This window comes from Vibrio sp. YQ_11, from assembly GCF_043103065.1.
GTDB lineage: Bacteria > Pseudomonadota > Gammaproteobacteria > Enterobacterales > Vibrionaceae > Vibrio > Vibrio parahaemolyticus.
This window is the reverse complement of the sequence record NZ_JBICJM010000048.1, coordinates 23115-47434: the sequence shown is the minus strand read 5'-3', so window position 1 is coordinate 47434 and position 24320 is coordinate 23115. Positions and strand designations below refer to the sequence as shown.

23 protein-coding genes are annotated in these 24320 nt (G+C 46.2%); 4 read left to right on the top strand and 19 right to left on the bottom strand.

All coding sequences use genetic code 11. From position 1 onward, the window contains the following. Positions 1 to 5 precede the first annotated feature (5 nt). Both ACF8EG_RS18670 and ACF8EG_RS18665 read left to right on the top strand, forming a co-directional pair. The gene (locus tag ACF8EG_RS18670; RefSeq protein ID WP_020840704.1) at positions 6 to 485 is read left to right on the top strand and encodes a hypothetical protein; all 480 of its coding nucleotides are present in this window, start codon (positions 6 to 8) and stop codon (positions 483 to 485) included. A 1-nt stretch (position 486) separates the two neighbouring features. Beyond that, the gene (locus tag ACF8EG_RS18665) at positions 487 to 1575 is read left to right on the top strand and encodes a sulfate ABC transporter permease (RefSeq protein ID WP_069491306.1); all 1089 of its coding nucleotides are present in this window, start codon (positions 487 to 489) and stop codon (positions 1573 to 1575) included. An 80-nt stretch (positions 1576 to 1655) separates the two neighbouring features. Here ACF8EG_RS18665 and ACF8EG_RS18660 read toward each other — a convergent pair whose 3' ends face one another. From ACF8EG_RS18660 to ACF8EG_RS18635, 6 genes are all read right to left on the bottom strand, one after another. Continuing rightward, positions 1656 to 2282, bottom strand: coding sequence for a sugar O-acetyltransferase (locus ACF8EG_RS18660; RefSeq protein WP_025508940.1), 627 nt, complete (start codon positions 2280 to 2282; stop codon positions 1656 to 1658). Between the two features lie 182 nt (positions 2283 to 2464). After that, positions 2465 to 2797 carry a hypothetical protein gene (locus tag ACF8EG_RS18655; RefSeq protein ID WP_065764925.1) on the bottom strand — a complete coding sequence of 111 codons (333 nt, stop codon included), beginning with the start codon at positions 2795 to 2797 and terminating at the stop codon, positions 2465 to 2467. A gap of 183 nt (positions 2798 to 2980) precedes the next feature. Next, positions 2981 to 3526: a class IV adenylate cyclase gene (gene cyaB, locus ACF8EG_RS18650; protein WP_065764926.1), complete on the bottom strand. Its 546-nt coding sequence runs from the start codon at positions 3524 to 3526 to the stop codon at positions 2981 to 2983. 87 nt (positions 3527 to 3613) lie between these two features. Next, the gene (locus tag ACF8EG_RS18645) at positions 3614 to 4048 is read right to left on the bottom strand and encodes a DUF962 domain-containing protein (RefSeq protein WP_005464615.1); all 435 of its coding nucleotides are present in this window, start codon (positions 4046 to 4048) and stop codon (positions 3614 to 3616) included. Between the two features lie 124 nt (positions 4049 to 4172). After that, on the bottom strand, positions 4173 to 4526 hold the full coding sequence (locus ACF8EG_RS18640; protein ID WP_025818078.1) for an MmcQ/YjbR family DNA-binding protein: 354 nt from the start codon (positions 4524 to 4526) through the stop codon (positions 4173 to 4175). 33 nt (positions 4527 to 4559) lie between these two features. Then, positions 4560 to 5042, bottom strand: coding sequence for a MarR family winged helix-turn-helix transcriptional regulator (locus tag ACF8EG_RS18635; RefSeq protein ID WP_005464470.1), 483 nt, complete (start codon positions 5040 to 5042; stop codon positions 4560 to 4562). A gap of 120 nt (positions 5043 to 5162) precedes the next feature. Between ACF8EG_RS18635 and ACF8EG_RS18630 the strand changes: the two genes are divergently transcribed. Beyond that, entirely contained in the window at positions 5163 to 6050 is an 888-nt protein-coding gene (locus ACF8EG_RS18630) for a DMT family transporter (protein WP_065764928.1), read from the top strand. 68 nt (positions 6051 to 6118) lie between these two features. On the opposite strand, the gene ACF8EG_RS18625 is transcribed toward ACF8EG_RS18630, so the two are convergent. The 13 genes from ACF8EG_RS18625 to ACF8EG_RS18565 all read right to left on the bottom strand — a co-directional run bounded on the left by ACF8EG_RS18625 (position 6119) and on the right by ACF8EG_RS18565 (position 22623). Then, complete coding sequence (locus ACF8EG_RS18625; protein WP_069506908.1) at positions 6119 to 6946, bottom strand: helix-turn-helix transcriptional regulator; 828 nt, start codon at positions 6944 to 6946, stop codon at positions 6119 to 6121. 134 nt (positions 6947 to 7080) lie between these two features. Further along, positions 7081 to 7722 carry an alanyl-tRNA editing protein gene (locus ACF8EG_RS18620; RefSeq protein WP_069506906.1) on the bottom strand — a complete coding sequence of 214 codons (642 nt, stop codon included), beginning with the start codon at positions 7720 to 7722 and terminating at the stop codon, positions 7081 to 7083. Positions 7723 to 7853: 131 nt separating this feature from the next. Beyond that, the gene (locus ACF8EG_RS18615) at positions 7854 to 10019 is read right to left on the bottom strand and encodes an Ig-like domain-containing protein (protein ID WP_242536711.1); all 2166 of its coding nucleotides are present in this window, start codon (positions 10017 to 10019) and stop codon (positions 7854 to 7856) included. Positions 10020 to 10577: 558 nt separating this feature from the next. Next, positions 10578 to 12086, bottom strand: a complete 1509-nt coding sequence (locus ACF8EG_RS18610) for an EAL domain-containing protein (RefSeq protein ID WP_065764931.1) — start codon at positions 12084 to 12086, stop codon at positions 10578 to 10580. Positions 12087 to 12438: 352 nt separating this feature from the next. Continuing rightward, the gene (locus ACF8EG_RS18605; protein WP_005477846.1) at positions 12439 to 13455 is read right to left on the bottom strand and encodes a manganese-dependent inorganic pyrophosphatase; all 1017 of its coding nucleotides are present in this window, start codon (positions 13453 to 13455) and stop codon (positions 12439 to 12441) included. A gap of 263 nt (positions 13456 to 13718) precedes the next feature. Further along, positions 13719 to 14990, bottom strand: a complete 1272-nt coding sequence (gabT, locus tag ACF8EG_RS18600; RefSeq protein WP_065764932.1) for a 4-aminobutyrate--2-oxoglutarate transaminase — start codon at positions 14988 to 14990, stop codon at positions 13719 to 13721. 14 nt (positions 14991 to 15004) lie between these two features. Then, a complete protein-coding gene (locus tag ACF8EG_RS18595; protein ID WP_065764933.1) occupies positions 15005 to 16432 on the bottom strand; it encodes an NAD-dependent succinate-semialdehyde dehydrogenase in 1428 nt (475 codons plus the stop codon). Between the two features lie 54 nt (positions 16433 to 16486). Then, positions 16487 to 17569 (bottom strand): agmatine deiminase, encoded by a 1083-nt coding sequence (gene aguA / locus ACF8EG_RS18590; protein WP_069506900.1) that lies wholly within the window; start codon positions 17567 to 17569, stop codon positions 16487 to 16489. A gap of 12 nt (positions 17570 to 17581) precedes the next feature. Further along, positions 17582 to 18448 carry an N-carbamoylputrescine amidase gene (gene aguB, locus ACF8EG_RS18585; RefSeq protein WP_045607673.1) on the bottom strand — a complete coding sequence of 289 codons (867 nt, stop codon included), beginning with the start codon at positions 18446 to 18448 and terminating at the stop codon, positions 17582 to 17584. 17 nt (positions 18449 to 18465) lie between these two features. Further along, a complete protein-coding gene (locus ACF8EG_RS18580) occupies positions 18466 to 19743 on the bottom strand; it encodes an FAD-binding oxidoreductase (protein ID WP_069506898.1) in 1278 nt (425 codons plus the stop codon). 37 nt (positions 19744 to 19780) lie between these two features. Further along, positions 19781 to 21265: an aldehyde dehydrogenase gene (locus tag ACF8EG_RS18575; RefSeq protein ID WP_069506896.1), complete on the bottom strand. Its 1485-nt coding sequence runs from the start codon at positions 21263 to 21265 to the stop codon at positions 19781 to 19783. 35 nt (positions 21266 to 21300) lie between these two features. After that, positions 21301 to 21858: an HTH-type transcriptional regulator PuuR gene (puuR, locus tag ACF8EG_RS18570; protein ID WP_005464588.1), complete on the bottom strand. Its 558-nt coding sequence runs from the start codon at positions 21856 to 21858 to the stop codon at positions 21301 to 21303. 18 nt (positions 21859 to 21876) lie between these two features. Continuing rightward, positions 21877 to 22623, bottom strand: a complete 747-nt coding sequence (locus ACF8EG_RS18565; protein WP_005464627.1) for a gamma-glutamyl-gamma-aminobutyrate hydrolase family protein — start codon at positions 22621 to 22623, stop codon at positions 21877 to 21879. Positions 22624 to 22963: 340 nt separating this feature from the next. On the opposite strand from ACF8EG_RS18565, the gene ACF8EG_RS18560 reads away from it, so the two are divergent. Beyond that, a complete protein-coding gene (locus tag ACF8EG_RS18560) occupies positions 22964 to 24307 on the top strand; it encodes a glutamine synthetase family protein (protein ID WP_005500353.1) in 1344 nt (447 codons plus the stop codon). Positions 24308 to 24320 lie beyond the last annotated feature (13 nt).

Sequence of the window (24320 nt, the reverse complement as noted above, 5' to 3'; positions counted from 1 at the left end):
CACACATGAGCATGATTCTCCCCCCTCATAATCAACGAGCGCTGCGACTACTGGCCTCCGCTTGTTTGCTGCTTATATTTTCGTTGCCTTGGAGCCATCAGGCATTTGCCGCAGAAAGTTACGCCATTTTCTCACTTAACGCTCAGTTTGACGCGTTGACCATTAATAAAGCCAGGAAGCTCTACCGAGGTAAAACCAGACTATTACAAGGCCAACGAATTGAACTCTCTGATTGGCCAGAGACGTCCGTTGAACGAACGGAGTTCTATCGCTACCTGCTTAATAAAAACTTGGCTCAAATGAATGCGCATTGGGCCAGCCTTTCGTTTTCAGGCAAGGCGCGTCCACCCAAAGTAATTGATCAACCCAGTATTGAAATTTTGTTAGCTTGGATGCGGGAACAACCTAATCGCATTGGCTATGCCCCCGTCGACTCGTTGCCGTCGGATGCTCATGTTCTTTATGTCGTCAGTTCGGAGAAATGAAATGAAGAGATCGCTCCTCGCAGTACTTATTAGCAGTGTCGCTTTTCCGAGCTTAGCAACAGTAGAACTGACCGATAACTTATCGCTTAGCGGGTTTGGCTCCATTGCTTGGGCGCAGTCCGACAACGAAACTTCATTGCTCGTGAATCGATTTATTGATGATGACAGCTGTTTCGATTGCGACACCACATTCGGCCTCCAACTTGATTACTTCTATCAAGCTTTTCGTGCTTCTGTTCAAGTCGTCAAGCGACCGCAAGATCATTGGAGTGAACCCAAAGTAGAATGGGCTTACCTCGCTTACACCTATAACAACGTCGAAATTCGTGGTGGTCGATTGCGTTTGCCTGTATTCCTTATTTCTGAATACAACTATGTGGGACAAGCGTTTACCACCGCCAGACCGCCGAACGAAGTGTATGACAGCATTCTCGGGATCACGGCGTATGATGGCCTATCCGTTAGATGGAATTACGACCTTAATGAGAATGTGATGATCACTGCAATGCCGTTTGTGGGCTACGGTTACAGCAGCGACGTTACCATCAGTGAAGATACGGACATTAGTATAGACACCAACTATTCAGCAGGGCTTAACTTGACGTTAAGCGGTGATAACTACCGTTGGAACTTTGCGTATTTGAATGCCGAGTACGATCAAACCACCGTACTTTCTAACGCCATGCAGCCCATACCTGGCCAAAGCAGCGCGGCGGGAACAATACGGCTGAAAGATGAAGACCAACACATCCAGCTCTTTTCACTGGGTACAAAATATGAGTTTGACCGTATAACCGTCACAGCAGAAGGACAAACCAGCGATATCTCGACCTCGTGGTACGCCGCAGCCAGCTACAACCTAAACAAGTTCACCCCTTACGTGGTTTATGGCCAGCAGTTTGACGACAACGAAAAGAAGACCGGTGACAGCGTCCTGACAGGGTTAAGGTTTGACGTGGATTACAACGTGTCAGTGAATGCCGAATGGCAACACTTTAAAGCTTTCAACAACGACTCCGGCGCGTTTTCTCTCCCACCAGCCGATACCAATGCCAACCTCTACACGGTGATGTTGAATTTCGTCTTTTAGCTACTCAATACGAACAAAGGCAGATTAGATGGTCCAATCTGCCTTTTCTTGTTTCTATCTATCGCTTCATGTGCCCAACGTTAAGCCTCTTCTTGGTCGCTATAGACATTGCCCTCGACTTTACGATCCTTGAAGTAAAACTCTCGGTCATGCTCGCCGATTTCACGTAGCACACGACAAGGGTTTCCCACCGCAACGACATTACTTGGAATATCTTTGGTCACAACGCTCCCTGCACCAATAACCGAGTTTTCACCAATCGTCACACCCGGTAACACCACGGAATTTGCGCCAATCCAAACATTGTCTTCGATGTGAACAGGAATATTGAACTGAGCAACTTCCCGACGTAAATCTGGCTCTATAGGATGTCCTGCTGTCGCAATCGTCACATTCGGGCCAATCATCACGGAATTGCCGATATAAATATAGGTGTCATCGACAAGTGTAAGATTGAAGTTGGCGTACACATTATCACCCAGATAAGTGTGACGCCCCCAGTTTGCTCGAAGCGGTGGCTCTAAATAACAGTTATCGCCCACAGACCCAAGTAAACGCTGAAGAATTTCACCACGTTTTTCGCCCTCTGAAGGTCGCGTTTGATTGTAGTCATAGAGAATCTCTAGGCATTGCGTTTGCTGTTTTGCGAGTTCTTCATCAGTACAAAAATAAATCTTCTGACTATGCAGCATTGATTGTCGGTCCATGTATCCATCTCATTTAACGTTCTATTACCTTCGGTCTTACAATAACCAATCACAGTGGCAGACCGGAGTATGTCTTGTAGAAACTAGCAGACCTTGCATGAACAAAATTTGCAAAAAATCATGGAAACCTTGCGGATTACTGCACGAAAAAACAGGAAGTTGCGCCATCGCACAAAATGAAATTAACTCACTGATGAATTGTTTTGCTTTGCTTTTTCTCGCTTCATCTTTAGCTGCTTATCTTTACGTTTTAGAGCACGGAAGAACTTGGACTCTTCGTGATACCAGCCCACAACACTAATCGGGAAACCAACTAACATCATGATGAAGAAATCTGCCGGAAACTGCTCCGTCACGTCCTGAAAAGTGTGAAGCTCTCCAAAGATGAACAAACCGATAATTTTACCCACCAACAACGCACAACAAATCATAAAAAACGATTTCATGATGTAGTGCCATTTTCCTTTCTTTCTCTCCTCTCGCCAATAAGCATACTTATGTTCTCGGTTATACATTACTCCTCCACAAAGTGACGGCGTCACTCATTAAATGATAGTGTGGGTTCAGTGCATCAGCACTATGGTAATCATAGTGCTGTTTACTAGGAGTTGCCTGTCAAACCAATGAGAAGAACACAAAAATGACATTGTGTTTTGGGAAGAATTCGCTTCGCGTTTTAGAAAGGAAAGAAATAGCGACTAAGCTGATAAAATCTCTTTGTATGAGCGATGCTCTCTATCCGCTTCGCTTAGATGAAACTGCTGCGCAAGTGCGACTAACCGCTCGCGATAGCTAGCCAAAGCAGTTTCGTCGTCGGTCATAATAGCGAACTCCGCAAAGTGACCAAAACCATCGAGAAAATCTAAGGTGATATGGAACTCGCCGACAAAGAAGATACTTCTGATTTTCTTGCTGCGTTGAATCACTTCGTAGCCCATGTTTTCGAGCATACTTTGAGCAGAATCTAACTTAGTGATATTTGTTGCTTCACAACGGTCAGCTTCTGGCCCTTTTACAATCCACAGTTTGATACCGGCAGGCTGAATTTCTCTGAGCACTAAACTCTTGCCCTGCTGAGTCAGCGTGCGTTGTGGGGTATCGTAAAACCAATCTGACTCTTGGTTGTTTTCGAACATGACTTCATGCTCAATCTGTTTGAGCATGTTTAAAAATGCATCATGATTTTTTACTCGATACTTTAACTCAACTTCAAACTGCCCTTGGAAATGCGCGTCACTCACCACTCGCCTCTACTACATAAACGTCGAAAGGAGCCGAATACTACACTCAAAATCGTAATCGTGTTGTGGCAATACACTCAGCTTGCGCATTTAGTGCTTTCGAAACACCCAGATTGGGCCGATTAATAAGAACTGTAGGTCCTCAAAAAAGGATGGCTTTTTGCCCTCGATTTTGTGCCCAATGAACTGAAGAATCCACAAAGCGCCAAACAGCAGCATAGAAATGTGTAAGACGGGTAGCTCTAGAATCTCCAACGACCAAATCAAACCAATGCACGCTAACGTGTAACCGAGCATCATCATGAACACACTGAGAGATAAACGGAAGTAAAAGACCCAAACAGGAATGACAGCGAACCAAACCCAGTTGAGCTGAAAACCTAAGATTGAAAGTTGAGGAATGGACCAAATAAGCCCAACCACAGAAAGATAAATACCCGGTACGGCAACTTTGTGAATTTTTTGATTGATTGGGTTTTGATGGCTTTCACCGTAGGCTTCTAACCAGTCAGATAGTGCTCGCATATCACTTCCTTTTTTACGCAACTTCTTTTTATATAGTCCGAGCTCAAAAAAGGTGCGAGTTTTTCAGCGAGCAATTGATGGTTTTCGTTATTGCCTAAACGCTTTCCTGAAATGCTATTTGGCTTCAGTGTCCAAGCAATGTACGTTGCGCTTTGGGCAGTTTCGCTACAACCAAATCGTAGGAGCGCTCGCACAAGTCTTGAATGAGACCATCTTCGGCATCACCATTGAAATACACTGTGACCCAATGGCGTTTGTTAAGGTGGTAGCCCGGTGTGATGTCGATAAACTGGGACGTTAGCACTTCTCCATCTTCCGGTTTCACTTTAACACTGACGTATTCTCGACCACCACGCTCCGCGATTATCGCGAACATTTTGCCTTTTACTTTGAACACAAGCGCGTCAGGGCCAAAGGGGAAGTCACTTTCGGCGCACATAAATGTCTCTAAATACGATTCCAATTCTTTGATATTCATGCTCATTCCTTAGCTTTTTTGCGACGAGATTCGCTATTCAAATTGAGGCAGTAGTAACTTTAACGCCTGATTCACTTGTGACTTTTCGTCCGCCGACAATCCACTAATCAAACTATGTTGTACATCCACATGCTCTTGGATCAACGACTCAATCAATGCCAAGCCTTCAGTCGTTAGCTCAACAGTAACACTGCGTCGGTCTTCTTTACTGTGCTCTCTGGCAATAAAGCCTTTCTTTTCTAGCTTGTCTAAGCGGTTGGTCATCGCTCCGGACGTGAGCATCATCGACGCAATCAACTCTGATGGGGTGAGACGGTAAGGCGCTCCGGCACGGCGCAGCGTGGCTAACACATCAAATTCGCCCATTTTCAGGTCATATTGTTTGTGCAGATCAGCGACTCGACACTCCATATGCTTAGCAATGCGCATTAGCCTACCCATGATAGCCATTGGTTCGGTATCAAGATCTGGTTTTTCCTTTGCCCACTGCGTTACTACTCTATCAATTGCGTCCACGAGTTTTCTTTCTCCAATACGAATTCGGTCTGACGATTTACTTTAACATAAAGATACTTTACAAAAAGTAATCTAGCGCGTACCTTTACAATTAATTATCTCAACGTAAAGATATTTTACATGAACATATTACTCGCAATGATCCCCGCATTTTTCTGGGGCACTACTTATGCCGTTACGCAGTTCACTCTTCCAGACTGGCCGCCAGTGTTGCTGGGAGCACTGCGAGCACTGCCAGCCGGACTACTGCTACTGGCAATCAAACCTTCGCTGCCCAAAAAGCACGAATGGAAAGTGTTATTGATATTGGGCACGATTAACATCGCCTTCTTCTTTGGCCTCATTTTTGTGATGGCGTTGACCCTACCTTCTGCAATTTCCGGTGTCGGCATGATTTCTGTCCCCGTCTTTGCCATGCTGTTTGGTTGGGCGGTTTACAAACGTCAACCTAGCGCAATACAAGGTATTAGCGGCGCAGTGTTGATTGCGTTAGCGTGGTTCTTGTTCGATCCAAGCTCAATCTCGCTGAACCCTATCGGTTTAGGGGCGATGCTGGCGGCCATCATGTGCATCGTGATTGGCAGTAGCGTAACCAAATCACTCGGCACAAAAATGCATTGGTGGACGGTACTCACGTGGCAGTTGATTTTGGGTGGTGTATTGCTGTCTATCGCCGCGGCTGTGTTAGCTACCATCAATCCGCAGCCTTATGTGCATGCCGTACAGAATATCGATATGACCAACACACTAGGGCTGCTGTGGGTAATTGTGCTCAACACCGCGCTAGGCTACGGCATGTATGTGTGGTTGTTGCAACGCATGTCTGTGGTCGACTTTACGTTTGGTGGCATTGCCAACCCGATTGCGGGGATCGTCTCTGGGTTATTGCTGTTGGGTGAAAACTTTACCCCACTCCAATACAGCTTGATGGTGGGCATGATTGTGATGTCTTTACTGCCTCAAATTTTAACGTCGTTGCGCGCAAGAAAAGAAGCAATAGCGGTTTAAGTAATCATCCCCCATCATATTCAATAGAACGCCCGATTTTGTATCGGGCGTTTTGTTATTCAATACGATCAACTCGCTCTGAGCTGGGCTTGTTTTCGATAAGCAAGCGGTGTGGCACCATATTCTTTTCTGAAACAGGCACCAAAATAAGAGGCATGCTTAAAACCACATAGCTCAGCTATTGCACTGACACTCGCGTCGCTGTTGCACACCATTTGTTGTGCTGTATCTAGTCGTGCAGCCTGCAGCACGTCAGTAAACGTCGTCCCTTCCTTGTTCAACTTTCTTTTTACCGTCGACTCACTCATGTAAACCAGTTTCGCAATTTCTTTGAGCGTCCACGGCTTCGTTAGATCTTTAGAAATCAGCGCGCGAATACGTGAAGACAACGAAGAATATGAACGAGTTTCTGCCTGACTGGCGCTCTGCTCAAAGTGCATCAACAAATACAAAAGCATGCTGTTGATATCGAGCAATTCATCGTTTGAACGGTTACCACAGCCCTTTTCTACCATTGCTTTTAATGCAGAGTAGATATCCACGATTCCTGGACGTAAAGTGAAACTCACCGCCACATTCCCCGAGAACACGCCATCGCAAAGCTCGCGGAAGTTCAACTGTTGATTGAGTTTTTCAATGAAACACGCAGCCAGTCTGAAACCCGAAATATTGGCATTTTCTACGAACGAATTGATGGCGATTTGCCCTTTGAAATCCGCGCCAATAGCGACCAAGCAAGGTGGTTCGATAAACTGTTTAATACCTTTAGAATCACATAACTCCAAAGCACAGTTATGGTTTAAGACAATGTAAAAATCCGTCGAACTAATATCAAACTTTTGATTTATCGGACAGTGTTTCACCTGCCCGCCAAGAACCTCAATCAAAGCCTTCATTTACATTTCCAAAATGAGTGTCAACGCTATCTTGAAACGATATGAACAAAGTGTGTGAATGTTAGTTCTCGCGGTCAGAGAGTCAATTTGATATTTTTTAATCAGCGTTCAGAAATACTGAACGCTGAAATCGGTTAGCTAACCAGAGTAATTTCGACTCTTTCTTTTCCTTTACCAACGTTTTTACGTTTTAAGGCAATGCAGCCAACTTCAGAGGTGCGTTTAAGATGCGTACCACCGCAAGGCACTTGAGCGAAGCCTTCCACTTTCCAATAGCGCCTTTCTTGGCCTTCGTCAGAGAATGCGCTCTCAATCTCAGCGTTCGAATCGATAACTGCCTGAGCTTGTTGTTGAAACTCCGCTAGCAGTGGCGTGATGCTTTCAGGCCATTCAAAATCAATTCTGCTTTTATCTGCGGAGATATGTGCACCAACCTTCTGAATGTTTGCAAATTTTTGCGTGAACAGTTCAAGTATGACTTCCGCCGCAAAGTGGAGCTTCATCAACGCATAACGCCTTTGCCAGTCAATTTGAGTGATCACTTGATCGCCAACTCGAAACGTGGGTTGACGTTCTAGAGTGTAAACAATGCGTGAGCCAGACTTAATTGCACCGACGACACGAATCCCGTCGATCGTACCTGCATCGCTCTCTTGTCCGCCGGATTCAGCATAAAAAATAGTGTGGGATAACTCTACTTCGTTGTCCGAAATTCGAGTTACCGTGGAGGTGAGTTCTGTTTGGTAAGGGTTTTTCCAAAATACCTTGACGGTCATATGGCCTTCCTTTGCACATAATATTGACGTACATCGATGCTACGCGGCTAATAAGTGAAGTCAAGCAATGCTAATGAGATAAAAAATAAGCTCCCGAAGGAGCCTATTCACTTACTTTCACTAACTTTCAACTACTTAAGAGGAACGCCAGGCGCGTCAGACACGCAGGAAGCATAAGCCGGGTCTCGAGCATCCATCACCAACTGCGCTCGACCTCGATGCAGGTTAATGATGTCATACACGACACCCTCATGATGCGGTAAATCCATTAGCGAAGTAGACCAATACTCCGAATTCGCTGGCCAACCAAAACCTCCGCCATCTTTGTCTTCTTCATAGATGCTTTCAGTCCCGTCCCAAACACTGCCTCGTGATGCACGATACAAGCTAAACAACTCATTGCGTGTGGCACGGTGCCAGTTGTCACGGCCAGCAAAGTTTCTTACAGACAAATCATGACACCAGTTTGCGTATTGGCTGGTTAAGCCTGCGCGATCACGTCCGTATTGGTTGAACATCGCAAAGTCACCCACAGGGCCGCGTGTACCGTCTTCCGTTTTGATGCCAACGTAAGTTTTCGGTTTTGTCGCGTCGTAGCTCAAAGGTTTAACAAGCTCATAGCCTAGTTTGTTCATGAGCTTCACTGATGGTGGTGCGGTAAATAGGCGACCATCTTCATCACTCGCTACCATCAAACACGCTTCCGCGCTTCCTTCTCCTGAACGAGGCTGTGGGCAAATAGAGATGGCAGACTCTTTTTCTTCCGCCTCAACAACCTTGACCTCAGAGGTGCCTTTTAATTCCCCAAAGGAAGCTGAAATGGTGACCGAACCAAGCTGAGCACTATTTGAGAGTCCACCAGCAATCAAATCTAAAACCGCTTTATTACTGCTTCGCCATGTCACTCGATGCGTTACATCCTGAGTGGTTTCATCGCTATATTCACCGTAGGCATAAAATCGCTGGACGTTCTTTTCCTCTAGAGTGATTTCACTAGGATGAACATGGATTTTTTCTAACACCGCATTCGTTACTTGAATTTGCAATGGTGCACTGGTGATCGCATCTTTGGTGGCGTAAACCATTGCCTGCCCTACCGCAAGACCTTTAACGCGATCGCCTTCTAGTTGTAGGACATCTTGATTATCAACCCACCAAGCAACCTGTTCGGTCAACTCAACGCGGCTTTCATCGCTATAGACTCCTTGTGCAGACAGCAGGGTCGAGTTGCCTTTTGCCACGCTCGACGCATTCGTTGTCACTTCAATATTTGTTAGGATTGCATCGGTTACCTGCACTTGTATTGGCTCGCTTTGCACACCATCTGACGCAGCCGTCACCAACGCTGTTCCTTTATGTTTGGCTTTCACAACGTTGTCGACAATCTCAACCACATCGTTATCGACGTGCCAAGTGATACCTCGGGTGAGGTCGACTTGTTCACCATCGCTCAACGTTCCCATGACCACCAAAGTCTTATGTGTGCCCAACGGCATTTCCAGTGCGGTTGACGAAATGTCCATACTCACTAATACCGCAGGCGTGACAGTAATAGAACCATGCGTACTGGTTAAGCCATCAAGTTCGGCATAGATATCCGCGTCACCCTCATCTTGTGCGGTGAAAATACCATTTGTGCCTGGCATGACAACGCTACAATCTGTGGAATCCCACTCTACGAGATGGCTAATATCACGGGTTTGTTTGTCAGTATATTCACCGTAAGCTTTCGCTTGAAAGCTTAGCCCTTTGGCAATCGCCTTATGTGGCAGATCGAAGTAAATGTTGGTCAACTTCGCGTCCACAACCTGTACGGTCATTTCGCTACTGAACTCATCTAGGTCTGCGCGAATGACCGAAACACCCGTTTTAAGCGCTGTAATCACACCGCGTTCGTCGATGTTAACAATGTCAGCATTTTCAACGTTCCAAACAACTTGTGATGTAAGGTCGTCTTGAGTGCCATTGTTATAAAAGCCGATGACTTTCACCTGCGCCAGCTCACCCTCTGCAAGCGACACACGGCTTTGGTTTAGTGCAATACGAGACACCACTTTGTCTGGTACTGGCGGCTCTGGAATAACGGGATCAGAAGGCTCCGGCGGCGTCACCTCTGGCGTTTCAGGAACTTCCGGTTTGGAAATATCAGGAAACTCAGGCACTGGCAGTTCCGGTATTGGCGCTTCAATTTCTGGCTCGTCAGGTAATACTTCTTCTGGCAAGCTCATTGGTGGTTGGCTAGTGCTGCTTCCACTGTCGCTATTACAACCAAACAAACTCGTGACGAGTAATAGCATTGCGATCTTATTAAAAGTATTTTTGCTTATCATAGAGTCAAACATTCAAACTTTTATTATTAGACAACATTAAAAATTCAAATTATGAATACAAACAACTCAGCAATACCGCTGACTGGTTAGCGCTTCGTATGTATGAAACTTTTTCTCTAATTCAACCTCCAACTCAGCTCTGTTTTTAGTATCTCTCATCAAGATGTTTTCTCGATAACGGGTAATTGCTGAAATTAATTCACTTTTGGCCATCGCTAATTGCTCGTCAAACGAGCACACGAACTCATGTTCACTCATCGTGATTCTCACAATACATAAATTTAGAAATTACATTCTGTTTATTTACTTCGACGACCATCTATGAGATGGCAAAAAAATGTAATGGGAAGTGCTCAATTCGACAATATGCCAAATATCAAAATCGTCTCATCGTGATATAAAAATCAGCTCAAGTTTTCGATTTAAAGTTGGGAGTCAACTCTAATGACTTCCCTATTTTCTGGTAAACAATAGGCAAGAAAAAAAGGTGCCACATTGGACACCTTTAAAATCAACGAACAGAAGTTACGCCTCCGGATTCGATTCAGCAATATTCTCGATTGGCTCTGGTTTTGCGTACACATAGCCTTGAATCAAATAGATATTGTGCGTAGCCAAATACTCAATCTGTTTTCTGTTTTCTACACCTTCAGCAATCATTTCACATTCCGCTTTCATCGCCGCAGACACAATAGAATCCAACACTTTGAGTTTTTGGTCGTCTGAGCCAATTGGATCAACGAACATTTTGTCCACTTTCAAGCAGCGAATACCCAAGTCCTGCAAGTAAGAAAAGCCACCATAACCTGTTCCAAAGTCATCAATTTTGAACTTGTAACCTTTGTTGGTGAGGTAGAAAATCTCTTTTTTCGCGGCTTCTACGTCTTTAACCGGAATTCTTTCTGTTAGCTCAAAATGAATTCGGTTTGCACACGGCCAATTCAAATCTGCCAACAGTTTGGTTAACGAACCGGTTTCTAAGTGAGAAGAGACAATATTGACACTCACCCAAATCGACTCAGGCAGTGACTCAAGATCTTGGATGATTTTGCGAATCATCTGGTTTGTCATCGGAACAATCAATCCGCTCTCTTCTGCGGCGCCAATAAACATATTAGGTGGCACCAAACCATCGCGTCTTGACCAACGCACCAACGCTTCATAACCTACAGTTTGGCCATCTCTGCTATCCACAATAGCTTGATAGTAAGGGATAAATTCGCCGTTATTGATGCCGTTTTGAATCAGCCCTTTGATAGACTTTCTTAGGCTTTTACTTGAGATATAAAACAGCGCAAACACAATCCCAAGAATCAAAGTAGCAGGCACACCCCACACGAAAAGACGCTGATTCGCGTATGCAGCCAAGGCTTCACCACTGTAAATCTTGATGAGCATGTTGGCCTGAGATTCGTCAGAGAAGAAAAACTCGCTCGATAGCGCATTGTCTTCATCAATAATGTTTGGCATGCCGCGACTGATTGAAAGGTCACCAAACATAGGTTCGTGATATTCAAATTTTACGAATAAGCACTCTTCACACGGCTCAGCAATAAGCTGTTTTACCCAACTGTTATCGAGAACCCAAAACACCTCAACGTGCTGATTGTCATAAATCACCATCCATTCTGCTTGGTCTTTGTGTTCCGGTAGAATCAAGGAAATATAGAAGTTGGTATCTAATTGAACCCGTTCGGATGACGTAACTTTGGAGACAGGCATCCCTACGCTTGAACACGAGTCGCCATCTTCCGTGGTCATGCCAATAAACCGAATGTAGCGGTTGTAGTAACGAGGATCACGCAGCACTTTCATATCATCAGATTGGCAGTTAAAATCGAGCTGGGCGATCTGTTTGGTAATGGCACTCTCTAAAAACGTGGATCTTTGATTTAAGTATTCAACCAACGTTTCGATTTTTGCCTCTTTGATATGCCCAACATATAAATTTGATAAAGCATTAAAAGCGACAGCAAAAATAATGATGGGGACTAACCCTATTAAGATGGCATTTCTTATTGTCTTATTAGCCAAAACTCCTCCTAATGTTCTGCCACGAACAATTTTCAGTAAGCAGGTTCACTATCTCACTTTAATAAGTGGAAAAGTGGGGATGGACTCTCAATCGCAAAGAATAAGTGATTGAGCGGCAATTATTTGCTGAGACTACTGCTGCACATTGGCTTTTACAACTCTCTCGCATGAGATTGTGAGCTAATAATGATAGCAATTGACCTTTATTATATACGCAATGGCTTATTGCAAGCGGGAGACTGTTTTCTTCTGATCTTTTGCATGGAATCTAAATTTCCGACTCTGTCTTGCCAAAAACGAAAAAACCACCTTTAACGGTGGTTTTTTCATTATTTTCAGTGTGGCTTAGTCACTAGAGTGATTCAATCGCTTGTTGAATTGCAGGACCAATTTGACGCTTGCGAGACGTCACGCCATCCAATACCAACATGTCATTGTCGATTTTCACATCAAAAGCTTTTGATAGCACTTTCTTATCTGCGTCATCCGCCCAAAGCATGTTTGCACGTTTGTGCTTGGTATCTGTGATCGAGAAGAACAAGTAATCAAGATTCTGAGCTTTCTTATACGCTTGAATGGCTTCGTTGAAGTCCTGTTTGCGGTCAATCAACTGCTGCGCATTGAGCGTTTCTGCTACGCCGATGCCTACCTTTTTACCTGCAAATTCAAAGTTTTTGTAGTCCATCGTCAAAATCGTCTCTGCTGAGAAATGGCTCAGATCCGATTTCGCCAACAACATTTGTTCACCAAAACCTTTGATGTCTTTGATTCCTGCAATGTCCGCCAGCTTTTGCGCGTACTGTTTATCATATTCAGTGGTAGTCGAAGATTGGAACACAACCGTGTCCGACAAAATAGCCCCTAAACCTGCACACGCAATATTCTTTGGCAGTTTAACGTTTAACTTCTCGGCATTTGCCGTAAGAATTGTTGCCGCAGAACCCCAAGCACGAATATCCATCGTGACGATTTGCGGCATGCTGATTGGCGAACTGCCCATCGCGTGGTGGTCGATGATTGCCACGATGGAAGTTGGATCAACCGATTTTGCAAGTTGAGTCGATTGGTTGAAATCCACCAAACCAATGTGGTGAGAAGAGAAATCCGCCTTCACTTTTGGCGCGTCCATGCCACAAAATTCAAACACAAACTTACTTTCTGGGTTCGCTTCGCCAGTTAGCGCTGCTTCTCCGCCGTAGATGTGTGACGCAAGGATAACGGAAACGGCACTATCGGTGTCTGGGCTCAAATGTCCAACCCATACGAGGTTGTCGGTATTATTGTTTGAAAGCGTGGTGAGATCCAAAGCGCCCTCAGCCAAACAGCTGAAAGAGGCAATCATGGTTAATCCAAGTAGTGAACGTTTCATTTGAGTCCTTAATGGTGAGTGGTAAGTTACTATTGGTACTGCATAGACCATTGATTCAAATGTAATTTTTTCGAGTTACCAATTCACCCGATATTCTTGGAATCGCAAGCGTTTTTCGAGTCGATACACACTTTTTTATCGATTCCGCTTACAACTTAAACAGGACGTTTAGACAAGCGAAAGACGATTTTCCAAAAACAAAAAGGAAACGATTGGTGTCAACCGCTTCCTTTACTTGTGATTGCTAATTAAAAGCGCGTGAATTACGCCACTTCAAGAATCACTTTTTCCAACTTATCTAAACCTTCACTAAGCACTTCAGGCTCAATGGTTAGCGGCGGCAACAAGCGAATCACGTTCGCTTTTACCCCACAAGAAAGCAGAATAAGACCGTTTTCTTGTGCTTTGCTGATGACCGCTTTGGTCATATCTTGCAAAGGCTTACCTGATTCTGGATCCGTAAACTCAATTGCCATCATCGCGCCAGTAGTGCGAATTTCACCAATGGCAGGCACTGATTTCTGCAGCTTGGTCAAGCGTGCATTCACCACTTCACCAATGCCCATCGCTTTGGCACACAAATCTTCTTCTTCGATGATTTTCAGCACTTCAAGACCGGCAACACAACCGAGTGGAGACCCCGCGTAAGTACCACCTAAACCACCTGGCAGTGCAGAGTCCATCACATCCGCTTTACCCACGACCGCTGAGATTGGGAAACCACCAGCAATGCCTTTCGCCATTGTCATTAGATCTGGTTCGATGCCGAGGTACTCTGTGGCAAACATTTTACCGGTACGGGCAAAACCAGTCTGGATTTCATCGGCAATCAGCATGATACCGTGCTTATCACACAGCTGACGCAAGCCTTGTGCAAACTCCTCTGGCGCTTTGTAGAAACCACCCTCACCTTGTACTGGTTCGAAGATGATCGCTGCAACGCGTGATGGTTCGATATCACAAGCAAATAGGTCGTCGATCGCTTGTAAGCTTTGCTCCACACTGATGCCGTGGAACGCATTCGGGTACGGCGCGTGGTAAATTTCATTCGGGAAAGGACCAAAACCCGCTTTGTACGGCGCAACTTTACCGGTTAACCCCATCGTCATATTTGTACGACCGTGAAAACCGCCTTTAAATGCTATCACGCCGCTACGACCAGTATGAGCGCGCGCTACTTTCACGGCGTTTTCGACCGCCTCGGCGCCAGTGGTTAGAAAGATCGCTTTCTTCTTAGTCTCACCTGGTGCAAGTTCTGTCAGCTTTTCAGCGAGCTCAACGAATGACGCATACGGCGTGACCATCGCACACGTGTGCGAAAAGTTGTCCAACTGAGCTTTTACCGCTTCACTGATACGTTTGTGAGAATGCCCGGTGTTAGTTACCGCGATGCCCGCTGCAAAGTCGATGTATTTGTTGCCTTCGATATCCCATACGTAAGCGTTTTCTGCTTTCTCGACGTAAAGTGGGTACAGTGCGCCCATGCCTTGAGCGATAACTTGGCTTCTTCTTTCGTGTAGTTGTTGGTTTGTCATTGTTTTGTCCTTAATTAGTTGCCGCCAAAGCAGAGATATTTCACGTCCATGTATTCATCGATACCTTGTTTTGCTCCTTCGCGTCCGATGCCGGACTGCTTAACACCACCGAAAGGAGCAACTTCAGTAGAAATCATGCCTTCGTTAATGCCGACCATGCCGTATTCGAGCGCTTCTGCGATTTTCCAAACACGGTGGATGTTTTGGCTGTAGAAGTACGACGCGAGACCGTAAATGGTGTCGTTCGCCATTTCGATCAGCTGTGCGTCGCTGTCAAAACGAATCACTGGCGCGACAGGGCCAAAGATTTCCTCGGAAACAATCTTCATGTCGTGAGTAACGTCTTTGAGAACCACTGGCTGCATAAATAGGCCATCGAGCTTTTTAAGTTCTGAAACTGGCTTCGCGCCTTGCTCGATAGCACCATCGATCAACGCTTGAATGCCTTGCTTTGCCGATTCGCTGATCACAGGACCGATGTTCACGCCCTCTTCTAAGCCGTTACCGACTTTGAGCTGCTGAACCGCAGCGTCGAACTTAGCAACGAACTCGTCATACACTTTGCTGTGTACGTAGAAACGGTTGGCGCAAACACACGTTTGACCTGCGTTACGAAATTTCGACGCCATCGCGCCCGCAACCGCTGCATCAATATCCGCATCATCGAATACGATAAACGGCGCGTTACCACCCAGCTCCATTGAGGTACGTTTGATGTCAGCCGCGCTTTGTTGCATCAGCACGCTACCCACCTGAGTAGAGCCAGTGAAAGACAACTTGCGAATCAACGGATGCGAAGTGAAGATAGCGCCTACCTGACGTGAGTTTTCACCCAGTACCACTTGCAGTACGTCGCGTGGGATACCCGCTTGGTAGGCGAGTTCTGCAACCGCAAACGCAGACAGCGGCGTGGATTCAGATGGTTTTACGACGAAGCTACAACCTGCGGCTAAAGCGGGTCCTGCTTTGCGCGTAATCATCGCAATTGGGAAGTTCCAAGGCGTAATCGCACAGGCAACACCAATTGGCTGTTTGATGGTAACCAAACGCTTGTCTGCACTTGGCGCAGGAATCGTCTCACCGTAGGTACGTTTCGCTTCTTCAGCAAACCATTCGATAAAGCTCGCGCCGTAAAGCACTTCACCTTGAGCTTCTGTTAGCGGCTTACCTTGTTCTAACGTCATCAAACGGCCAAGGTCGGCTTTGTTTTCCAATAGAAGTTGGAACCAACTATTGAGCATACCAGCGCGCGTTTTTGCTGGCAGTGCCGCCCACTCTTTCTGCGCCACATTGGCACGTTCAATGCCATTTAAAATGTCATTCTCGGTTGAGACAGGTGCGTACCCGAGAAGCTCTCCGGTCGCCGGATTAGTCACTGCAATGCCCTGTTGTGGGTTCGCTACCATAAACGAAACAAGGCTTTGGTTTTGTATCTGTTGCATGGTCATTCCTTTTGACAACTCATCATCACCGCTGAGTCAGCGGTGAGCTTGTGTTTAAGCGGGGATCTGCTGCGTAATGCAGTGAATGTTCCCTCCGCCGAGTAGAACCTCTCTCGACGGTATCGCGATGATTTGGTATTCCGGCATCGCGTTTTGCAAAATATCGATGGCAATGGCGTCGGTTTCTTCGTCCAACATCGGCAAGAACACATGTCCGTTGACGATAAGAAAGTTGGCATAAGAAGCACTTAGGCGTTCACCAGCTTGTCGGCTCATTCCTGAACTGGCGTCAATGCCATTGGCTTCGCACTCGCTGTAATGCAACGGACCCGGTAATGGCAAACGGACAATTTCAATCTCGCGTCCTTTCGCATCTTGCTGCGATTTCAGCACTTGCTCTGCTTGACGAGACAACGCGTATTGCGGATCGCTTGGGTCATCGGTCCAACTCAGTACCACCTTACCCGGTGCGATAACGTGCATCAGGTTGTCAACATGGCCGTCTGTTTCGTCATTGAATAAACCATTTGGCAACCAAATGATTTTTTCGATGCCGAGATACGCCTTTAACTGCTCTTCGATTTGCGCTTTGCTCAATTGCGGATTTCGCCCCGGACTGAGTAAGCACTCTTCTGTAGTGTAAAGCGTGCCTTCACCATCGGTGTGAATCGCCCCACCTTCAAGAACAAACGGAGCGCGGTAATAATCAATACCTATGATGTCGCACACCGAACCAGCGACAAGATCGTCCTGCTGCCAGTTGTCGTAAAGCCCGTTGTATTCGCCGCCCCACGCGTTGAATTGCCAACTAATCCCGCGGCGCTCACCCGCCTGATTCACAAGCACAGTTGGCCCGATGTCTCGCATCCACGCGTCGTTGAATGGGATTTCCACCAAACGTACATCTGAGTGGAGCATTTGACGCGCTCGGTCAAAGTTGTGTGAGCATACCGCGACGCACACTTTGGTCACTTCCGCGATTAAGTTAGCGATTCTGGCGAAGGTTTCTTGCGCGGGTAATGCGCCGTCACGCCAGTTATCTTTTCTTTCTGGCCACGCTAACCAAACTTCACTCACCGGCTGAAATTCAGCCGGAAAATAGAAGCCATCTTGCGCTGGTGTTGTCGATAACTTCATTTTAACGCCACCTTAAACAGCTAGTTTACCAACGCTGGCGTAAAGGTCTGGACGACGGTCGCGGAACAAGCCCCACGCGTGACGCGCTTTCGCTGTCGTAGCGAGGTCGATTTCTGCGTAAATGATGGTTTCACCTTCACGCGGTGCTTCGGCAATTTTTGCACCAGTGTGGTCAGTGATAAAAGAAGAGCCGTAGAACGTGGTCTCGATACCATCATCGACTTCAGTGCCCACTCGGTTTGACGCAATCACTGGAACGAGGTTTGCTGCCGAGTGACCTTGCATTGTACGTTGCCAGTGATCACGCGAGTCCAGTGTTGGATCTTGAGGCTCAGAACCAATTGCAGTTGGGTAGAAAATCGCTTCCGCGCCGTGCAGAGCCAAGCTGCGCGCAAGCTCCGGAAACCATTGGTCCCAGCAAATGCCAGCACCGAACTTACCGAACTTGGTTTGCCACACTTTGAAACCGGTATCGCCAGGGCTAAAGTAGTACTTTTCACTGTAGCCCGGACCGTCAGGAATGTGTGACTTGCGGTAGTTATCTAGTACCGTGCCATCGGCATCTATCATCACTAGCGAGTTAAAAAACGTGTTGCCCGCTTTTTCAAAGTAGCTAACAGGAATAACCACACCGAGTTCTTTCGCCAATGCGCTCATTTCCTGAATAAGGTGGCTATTTGCCGTCTCTTCTGCGAGTTCGAAATACTTCGCTTCTTGTTTTTTGCAGAAGTAAGGTGCGGCGAACAGCTCTTGAGGAAGAATCACGTTCGCGCCGTTTTGTGCTGCTTTACGAATCGCCTTTTTGGCTTTAGCTAGATTTTCTTCCAGGTCCCAGCTCTTAGTCAGTTGAAGAGCTGCAAATTTAACTACTTTGCTCATTGGATATTCCTTATCTCTTAAATCGCTAGTTTGTCACGTAAGTTGTAGTAAGCCGCACCCATTGCTGTAAATGGAATTTGGAAGTGACGGCCACCCGGGAAGGAGTAGTGTTTTAGTGCTGCAAACGCATCAAAGCGTTCCGCGTGTCCGGTTAAAGCTTCAGCTAGAAGCTTACCTGCAAGGTGTGTACACGTAACGCCGTGGCCACTGTAGCCTTGTAGGTAGTAAATGTTGTCTGCAAATGAGCCGAACTGAGGCATACGTGAATAAGTCAGCAGGAAGTTACCTGTCCACGCATAATCAATCTTAATGCCCTTCAACTGTGGGAAGACTTTTTCTAGTTTTGGACGAATCAACGACTCTACGTTTTCTGGATCACGAGCACCGTAAACGACACCGCCTCCGAACAATAAACGCTTGTCGGCGGTTAAGCGGAAGTAGTCAAGCAAGTAGTTACAGTCTTCAACGCAGTAGTCACTGGTTAGCACTTGTTTTAACTGCTCATCACTCAAAGGCTGCGTCGCCACCACTTGCGTGCCACACGGAATCGCTTTGTTGCTGATGTTTGGTGCCAAACCACCAAGATAGGCGTTACCTGCCAGTACCACGTACTTGCTCTTCACGCTGCCTTGCGCTGTTTTCACTACTGGGTTAATGCCTTTATCAATCGACACGACCGCCGACTGCTCAAAGATTTGACCACCTAGAGAAATGAACGCAGCGGCTTCACCTAATGCCAGTTTCAGCGGGTGAATATGACCACCGCGCATATCCAGCAAACCGCCAGTGTACACTTTCGTGCCTACCGCTTGTTCTACCTCTCCTGCGTCAAGCAGAGTCAATTGGTCGTTGCCGTAGCGCTCCCAGTTCTTCTTATGTTCTTCTAGCCCTTTGAGTTGTTTACTATTCAGTGCCGTGAACAAGCCGCCTTGCTTGTAATCGCAATTGATGTCGTATTTGTCAATCAGGCCACGGATGATATCGCCGCCTTCAAAAATCATATCGCACAGAGCTTTAGCTTGGTTTTGGTCGTAACGGCTTTCAATCACGTCAACATCTCGGCTGTAGCTGTTAACGATTTGGCCACCGTTACGACCAGTTGCTCCAAAGCCCACTTTTGCGCTCTCTAACACAGCAACTTTAAAACCTTTTTCCGCTAGGTGTAGTGCAGAAGAAAGACCAGAGAATCCCGCACCGACTACACACACATCGCACTCGATGTTGTCTTGCAGTTGTGGGTATTCCGGCATGTTTGGCACAGAGTGCGCGTAGAACGAATCTGTATGCTTGTTCATAGAACTATTCCTTTATTTATCGTAATCGTCAGCAGGCTTAAGAATGGAGGCGAATCCAAGTGGTTTTGGTTTCGGTGAATTTTTCAATTGCGTGGAGAGACTTGTCTCGACCATTTCCACTCATTTTGAATCCGCCAAATGGAACCGTCATATCACCTTCGTTGTAGTTGTTGACCCAAACCGAGCCGGCTTGCAGTCGTTTTGCTACGCGATGAACACGGTTGATATTGCTACTCCAAAGTGCAGCACCTAAGCCGTACTTCGAATCGTTAGCGATCTCAATTGCTTGCGCTTCGTCTTTGAATGGAATGACACACAGCACCGGACCAAAAATTTCCTCTTGGGCGACACGCATTTTGTTGTCGACGTTGTCTAAAATGGTTGGGGAAACAAATGCGCCCTGCCCATCAACATCGCCGCCACAACGTACGTTTGCACCTTCTGATTCACCTAACGAGATGTATTCCAACACTTTTGATTTATGATCTTGGTCGATAAGCGCACCCATGGATGAACTTGGGTCCATTGGGTCTTTTGGCGTGAACGCTTTCGACGCTTGAATAACTTTTTCTATGAACTGTTCTTTGATGCTTTCGTGAACAAGCAGGCGGGTTGCCGCGACGCACACCTCACCTTGATTGTAGAAACACCCTGCAGCGGTTTCTGCGGCTGCGCGGTCTAAATCATCACAATCTTCAAACACGATGTTCGCGTTCTTGCCACCCGCTTCTGCAAACACACGCTTTAGGTTGCTCTCACCCGAGCTGACCATCAGTTGACCTGCAATGCGCGTCGAGCCTGTGAAGGCGATGCAGTCTACGTCTTGGTGTTTCGCCAGCGCGTCGCCAGCTTCATGACCAAAACCCGTAACGACTTGGAAAACGCCTGTTGGCAAACCCGCTTGAGAGGCAAGTTGACCTAGGAATATCGCGGTGAGAGAAGATTTTTCTGACGGTTTTAGAATCACGCTGTTACCAGCCGCTAAAGCAGGGCCAAGCTTCCAGCACGCGAGCCAAAGTGGGAAGTTCCATGGCACAACTGCAGCCACCACGCCAATTGGCTGATGAGAAATAAAGGCATGTACGTCTTTTTCTGTTGGGGCAACTTCACCGTACACTTTGTCGATCGCTTCGGCGTACCAGCGCAAAGAGTTTGCTGCGCCAGGAATATCGGTAGAGAAGCTGTGAGAGATAGGTTTACCAGTATCGAGAGTTTCTAATAGTGCTAACTCTTCTTGGTGTTGATCAATCAGGTCAGCAAACTGTTTAAGCACTGCTTTGCGATGAGCTGGGCTGCTTTCACTCCAAATGCCAAATTGAAATGCTTGGCGAGCGTATGATACCGCGAGGTCGACATCTTCACTTTGGCAACGGGCGATTTCGGTGAATATCTCGTCTGTTGCTGGGTTAACTACCGGGATGGTTTGCCCTGTTAAAGCGGCACTGTATTCACCGTTAATGTACGCCCTGTTTTCGATGTTTAGATTGTTTTTTAGCTCAATCCATTGCTCTTGGGTTTTCATACGCTCTCCTTGTGATCACACAAGGCAAGCCCCCACTAAAATGTGGTTGGCGTATGCGCACTTATCAATCGACAAGCCTTGTCTGTGTGATTCGTAAATCGATGTGGCTTCGTCGTATCAATAATGTACGACTCGCCGGCTGTGAGGACGTAGGAGTGGCCTTTGTACTCTAGAGTGATTTCTCCCTCTAAAATCGTGCCGACCTCTTCGCCTTCGTGTCTGATTTCCGCCGCACCTGTTGTTCCATGTGGTGCGTATTCTTCGATCAAGAATCCAATAACTTGATCTTTGTCGCCATTCGTCACTAGTTTCATGGATACCGTCTCGCTTCCAATTTCCACGAGATCTGACGGTTTGAAGACCACTTTCACTTCATCATTCGAAGATTGTTCAAAAATGAAAAACTCCGACAGTGATAAAGAAAATACATTGACGATTTTTTGTAGTGAGCTGACCGACGGGCTCACTTTGCCATTTTCAATGGACGAGATTGCACTGTGGGTAATACCAGCGCGTTCGGCTAATTCCCTTTGTGACAATCCATGTTTTTTACGTAACTGAACAATATTTTTACCAATCTCATGATTGTCCATTCATGCAGCTCCAAACGTTTAACGAGAGGCTGCCATCATAAATTCATTGAATAAAATTTGAGAGAAATGATTGTTTTTTGCTTTCCATTCTGGGTGCCACTGCACGCCAACGAAAAATTTTTGTTGCGGAAGACTAAATGCTTCTACTAGGCCATCCGGGGCTTTAGCTTCAACTTGCAGTTGAGGGGCAAGCTGATCGACGCCTTGATTGTGCAGCGTGTTCACTTCAAAAAAGGTGGTATTTTCCCAGTGATTTTGTACCAACCATTGTTCAAACAAACTCTGCTTTTGCACTAATACCGCATGAGCGGGCGCGTATTTTTGTTCGAAATCTTCAACAGTCGCTTCGCGATGATCATTAAAGCCTGAGTCGTGAACGGCTGGGTTTAATGAGCCGCCTAGTGCAACATTCATCTCTTGGAAACCGCGACAGATACCAAGGCACGGAATGTTTTGGTCTACCGCGTGACGAATTAACGTCAGTGATAGTTCATCACGCGCTTCATCTTTATGGCTTTCTTCGTGTGTTGCATTGTATCGATGCGGAGCAACATTCGAATGACTACCAGGAAATAGGAAGCCATCACACATGTCTAATATGGTGGCTACGTCGTCTCCCGACATTTCTGGAGCTAACATAATCGGTAGCCCTCCAAAATCCTTAACGGCGCGTAAGTAAAAGTCGTTGACCGCTTGTATCTGATAGCCACCTAACTCTTTAGTGCAGCTAACCACACCAATGATGGGTTTGCGTGTTCCTGACATGACATTTCCGTGTTCGATTTATTTAACATTTACCCTACAAACCATGTACAAAATTATCAACACAGATATTCTTTATTATCGTCACAACGTGATCTGACGCACTATTTAGGCCACTAAATTGAATATTTATGCTCATTATATTGAACAAAACAAAACCAAATGTTACAAAATAGTTAACAGAAAGACATAAAAACCAGCCGTTAAACACCAAAAGCACAGTATAAGTGCATGTTTAAATTAAAAATAACCTGAAAAACAAACGATTTAATTAAAACACTGTAATTTATTTGTTAACTTGGTTATTTCTAATTTCTACTCGTCAGGCTATTTGGAGAAGAAAATGGAATCGTATCTACAGGAAGTACAAAATTTTAAACAAAAATGGCCCGATATAGAATTTATCGACCTTATCTTTACCGATATCAATGCCACTCCAAGAGGAAAGCGCATCCCGATAGACGCACTAGAGAAGCTTGATAAAGGGGTAGCACTCCCCCTCTCGACCATCACCCTTGATACTAAAGGTAACGTCGTTGAAACTGCGGGGTTGGGCGAAGATCTCGGAGAACCAGATCACCTCTGTTACCCAATCAGTGGAACTTTGATGCCAACGGCAAAGGAACAAGTTGGCCAACTACTGCTTAGTATGATGGATGAAACCGGGCAACACCCTAACCCACTGTTCATCCGCAACATTCTCGCGTCTATGTTGCAAACGCTGCATGCCAAAGATCAGTACCCATGTGTCGCGCTAGAGTTAGAGTTCTATTTAATCGACAAAACTCGTGGGGAAAATGGCGAACCATTAACGGCAATTAATCCAACGAAGAAAACACGAGAAAAAGACACCGAGGTTTACGACCTTGATGGATTAGATGACTACGCGGATTTCTTGACCGATCTTAATCGAATCGCATTAGAGCAAGGGTTGAATACGTCCGGCGCTCTTTCTGAGTCTGCACCGGGACAGTTCGAAATCAACTTCAACCATTCCAAAGATGTACTGCGAGCGTGTGATGAGATCATCATTGCAAAACGTTTGATTCGCCAAGTGGCTCACCAGCACGGGTTTGATGCGACATTTATGGCGAAACCTTTTGGTGAACAAGCGGGTAATGGCATGCACATTCACCTCAGCTTGGTTGATAAAGATGGTAACAACCACTTTAGTCAAACCGATGGTCAAGCTAGCCCCTTCTTCTATCAAACCATGGCAGCCATGTTGTCACAAACCTCCGATGCCATGGGTTTGATTTGTCCGAACGTTAACTCCTTCCGCCGCTTTTTACCGGGTGCGTATGTGCCAACAAAAGCCGACTGGGGAGAAAACCACCGAGGCGTGGCGCTGCGTGTGCCGATTAGCGACAGTAAAAACCGTCGTATTGAGCATCGTATCGCTGGCGCTGACGTTAACCCTTACATTCTCGCTGCAGTAGTACTTTCCGCAGTATTAGCGAGTGATAACTACACCAAAGACCAATGTCCGCCAACCTTAAGTGACGATGCTGTTGAACTGCCGCTGCGTATGTCAGAAGCGCTAGAGCGACTGGAGCACAGCGAGTTGGCTCAATACATCTCACAAGACTTTATTGACTTGTATCTAGCTTGCAAGCGGAGTGAACTCGCAGAATTTGAGCGAGCGATTACTCCATTGGAAATCGACTGGATGTTGCACTCGGCATAAACAAAGGAAATGC

Coding starts and splice junctions, on each gene's coding strand:
- puuR (WP_005464588.1), bottom strand. CDS start 21,858: ATGGACAATCATGAGATTGGTAAAAATATTGTTCAGTTACGTAAAAAA.
- ACF8EG_RS18620 (WP_069506906.1), bottom strand. CDS start 7,722: ATGACCGTCAAGGTATTTTGGAAAAACCCTTACCAAACAGAACTCACC.
- ACF8EG_RS18670 (WP_020840704.1), top strand. CDS start 6: ATGAGCATGATTCTCCCCCCTCATAATCAACGAGCGCTGCGACTACTG.
- ACF8EG_RS18665 (WP_069491306.1), top strand. CDS start 487: ATGAAGAGATCGCTCCTCGCAGTACTTATTAGCAGTGTCGCTTTTCCG.
- gabT (WP_065764932.1), bottom strand. CDS start 14,990: ATGACAAACCAACAACTACACGAAAGAAGAAGCCAAGTTATCGCTCAA.
- ACF8EG_RS18595 (WP_065764933.1), bottom strand. CDS start 16,432: ATGCAACAGATACAAAACCAAAGCCTTGTTTCGTTTATGGTAGCGAAC.
- ACF8EG_RS18580 (WP_069506898.1), bottom strand. CDS start 19,743: ATGAACAAGCATACAGATTCGTTCTACGCGCACTCTGTGCCAAACATG.
- ACF8EG_RS18640 (WP_025818078.1), bottom strand. CDS start 4,526: ATGAATATCAAAGAATTGGAATCGTATTTAGAGACATTTATGTGCGCC.
- ACF8EG_RS18630 (WP_065764928.1), top strand. CDS start 5,163: ATGAACATATTACTCGCAATGATCCCCGCATTTTTCTGGGGCACTACT.
- ACF8EG_RS18660 (WP_025508940.1), bottom strand. CDS start 2,282: ATGGACCGACAATCAATGCTGCATAGTCAGAAGATTTATTTTTGTACT.
- ACF8EG_RS18565 (WP_005464627.1), bottom strand. CDS start 22,623: ATGTCAGGAACACGCAAACCCATCATTGGTGTGGTTAGCTGCACTAAA.
- ACF8EG_RS18605 (WP_005477846.1), bottom strand. CDS start 13,455: ATGAAACGTTCACTACTTGGATTAACCATGATTGCCTCTTTCAGCTGT.
- ACF8EG_RS18560 (WP_005500353.1), top strand. CDS start 22,964: ATGGAATCGTATCTACAGGAAGTACAAAATTTTAAACAAAAATGGCCC.
- aguB (WP_045607673.1), bottom strand. CDS start 18,448: ATGAGCAAAGTAGTTAAATTTGCAGCTCTTCAACTGACTAAGAGCTGG.
- ACF8EG_RS18625 (WP_069506908.1), bottom strand. CDS start 6,946: ATGAAGGCTTTGATTGAGGTTCTTGGCGGGCAGGTGAAACACTGTCCG.
- aguA (WP_069506900.1), bottom strand. CDS start 17,569: ATGAAGTTATCGACAACACCAGCGCAAGATGGCTTCTATTTTCCGGCT.
- ACF8EG_RS18615 (WP_242536711.1), bottom strand. CDS start 10,019: ATGCTATTACTCGTCACGAGTTTGTTTGGTTGTAATAGCGACAGTGGA.
- ACF8EG_RS18575 (WP_069506896.1), bottom strand. CDS start 21,265: ATGAAAACCCAAGAGCAATGGATTGAGCTAAAAAACAATCTAAACATC.
- ACF8EG_RS18645 (WP_005464615.1), bottom strand. CDS start 4,048: ATGCGAGCACTATCTGACTGGTTAGAAGCCTACGGTGAAAGCCATCAA.
- ACF8EG_RS18655 (WP_065764925.1), bottom strand. CDS start 2,797: ATGTATAACCGAGAACATAAGTATGCTTATTGGCGAGAGGAGAGAAAG.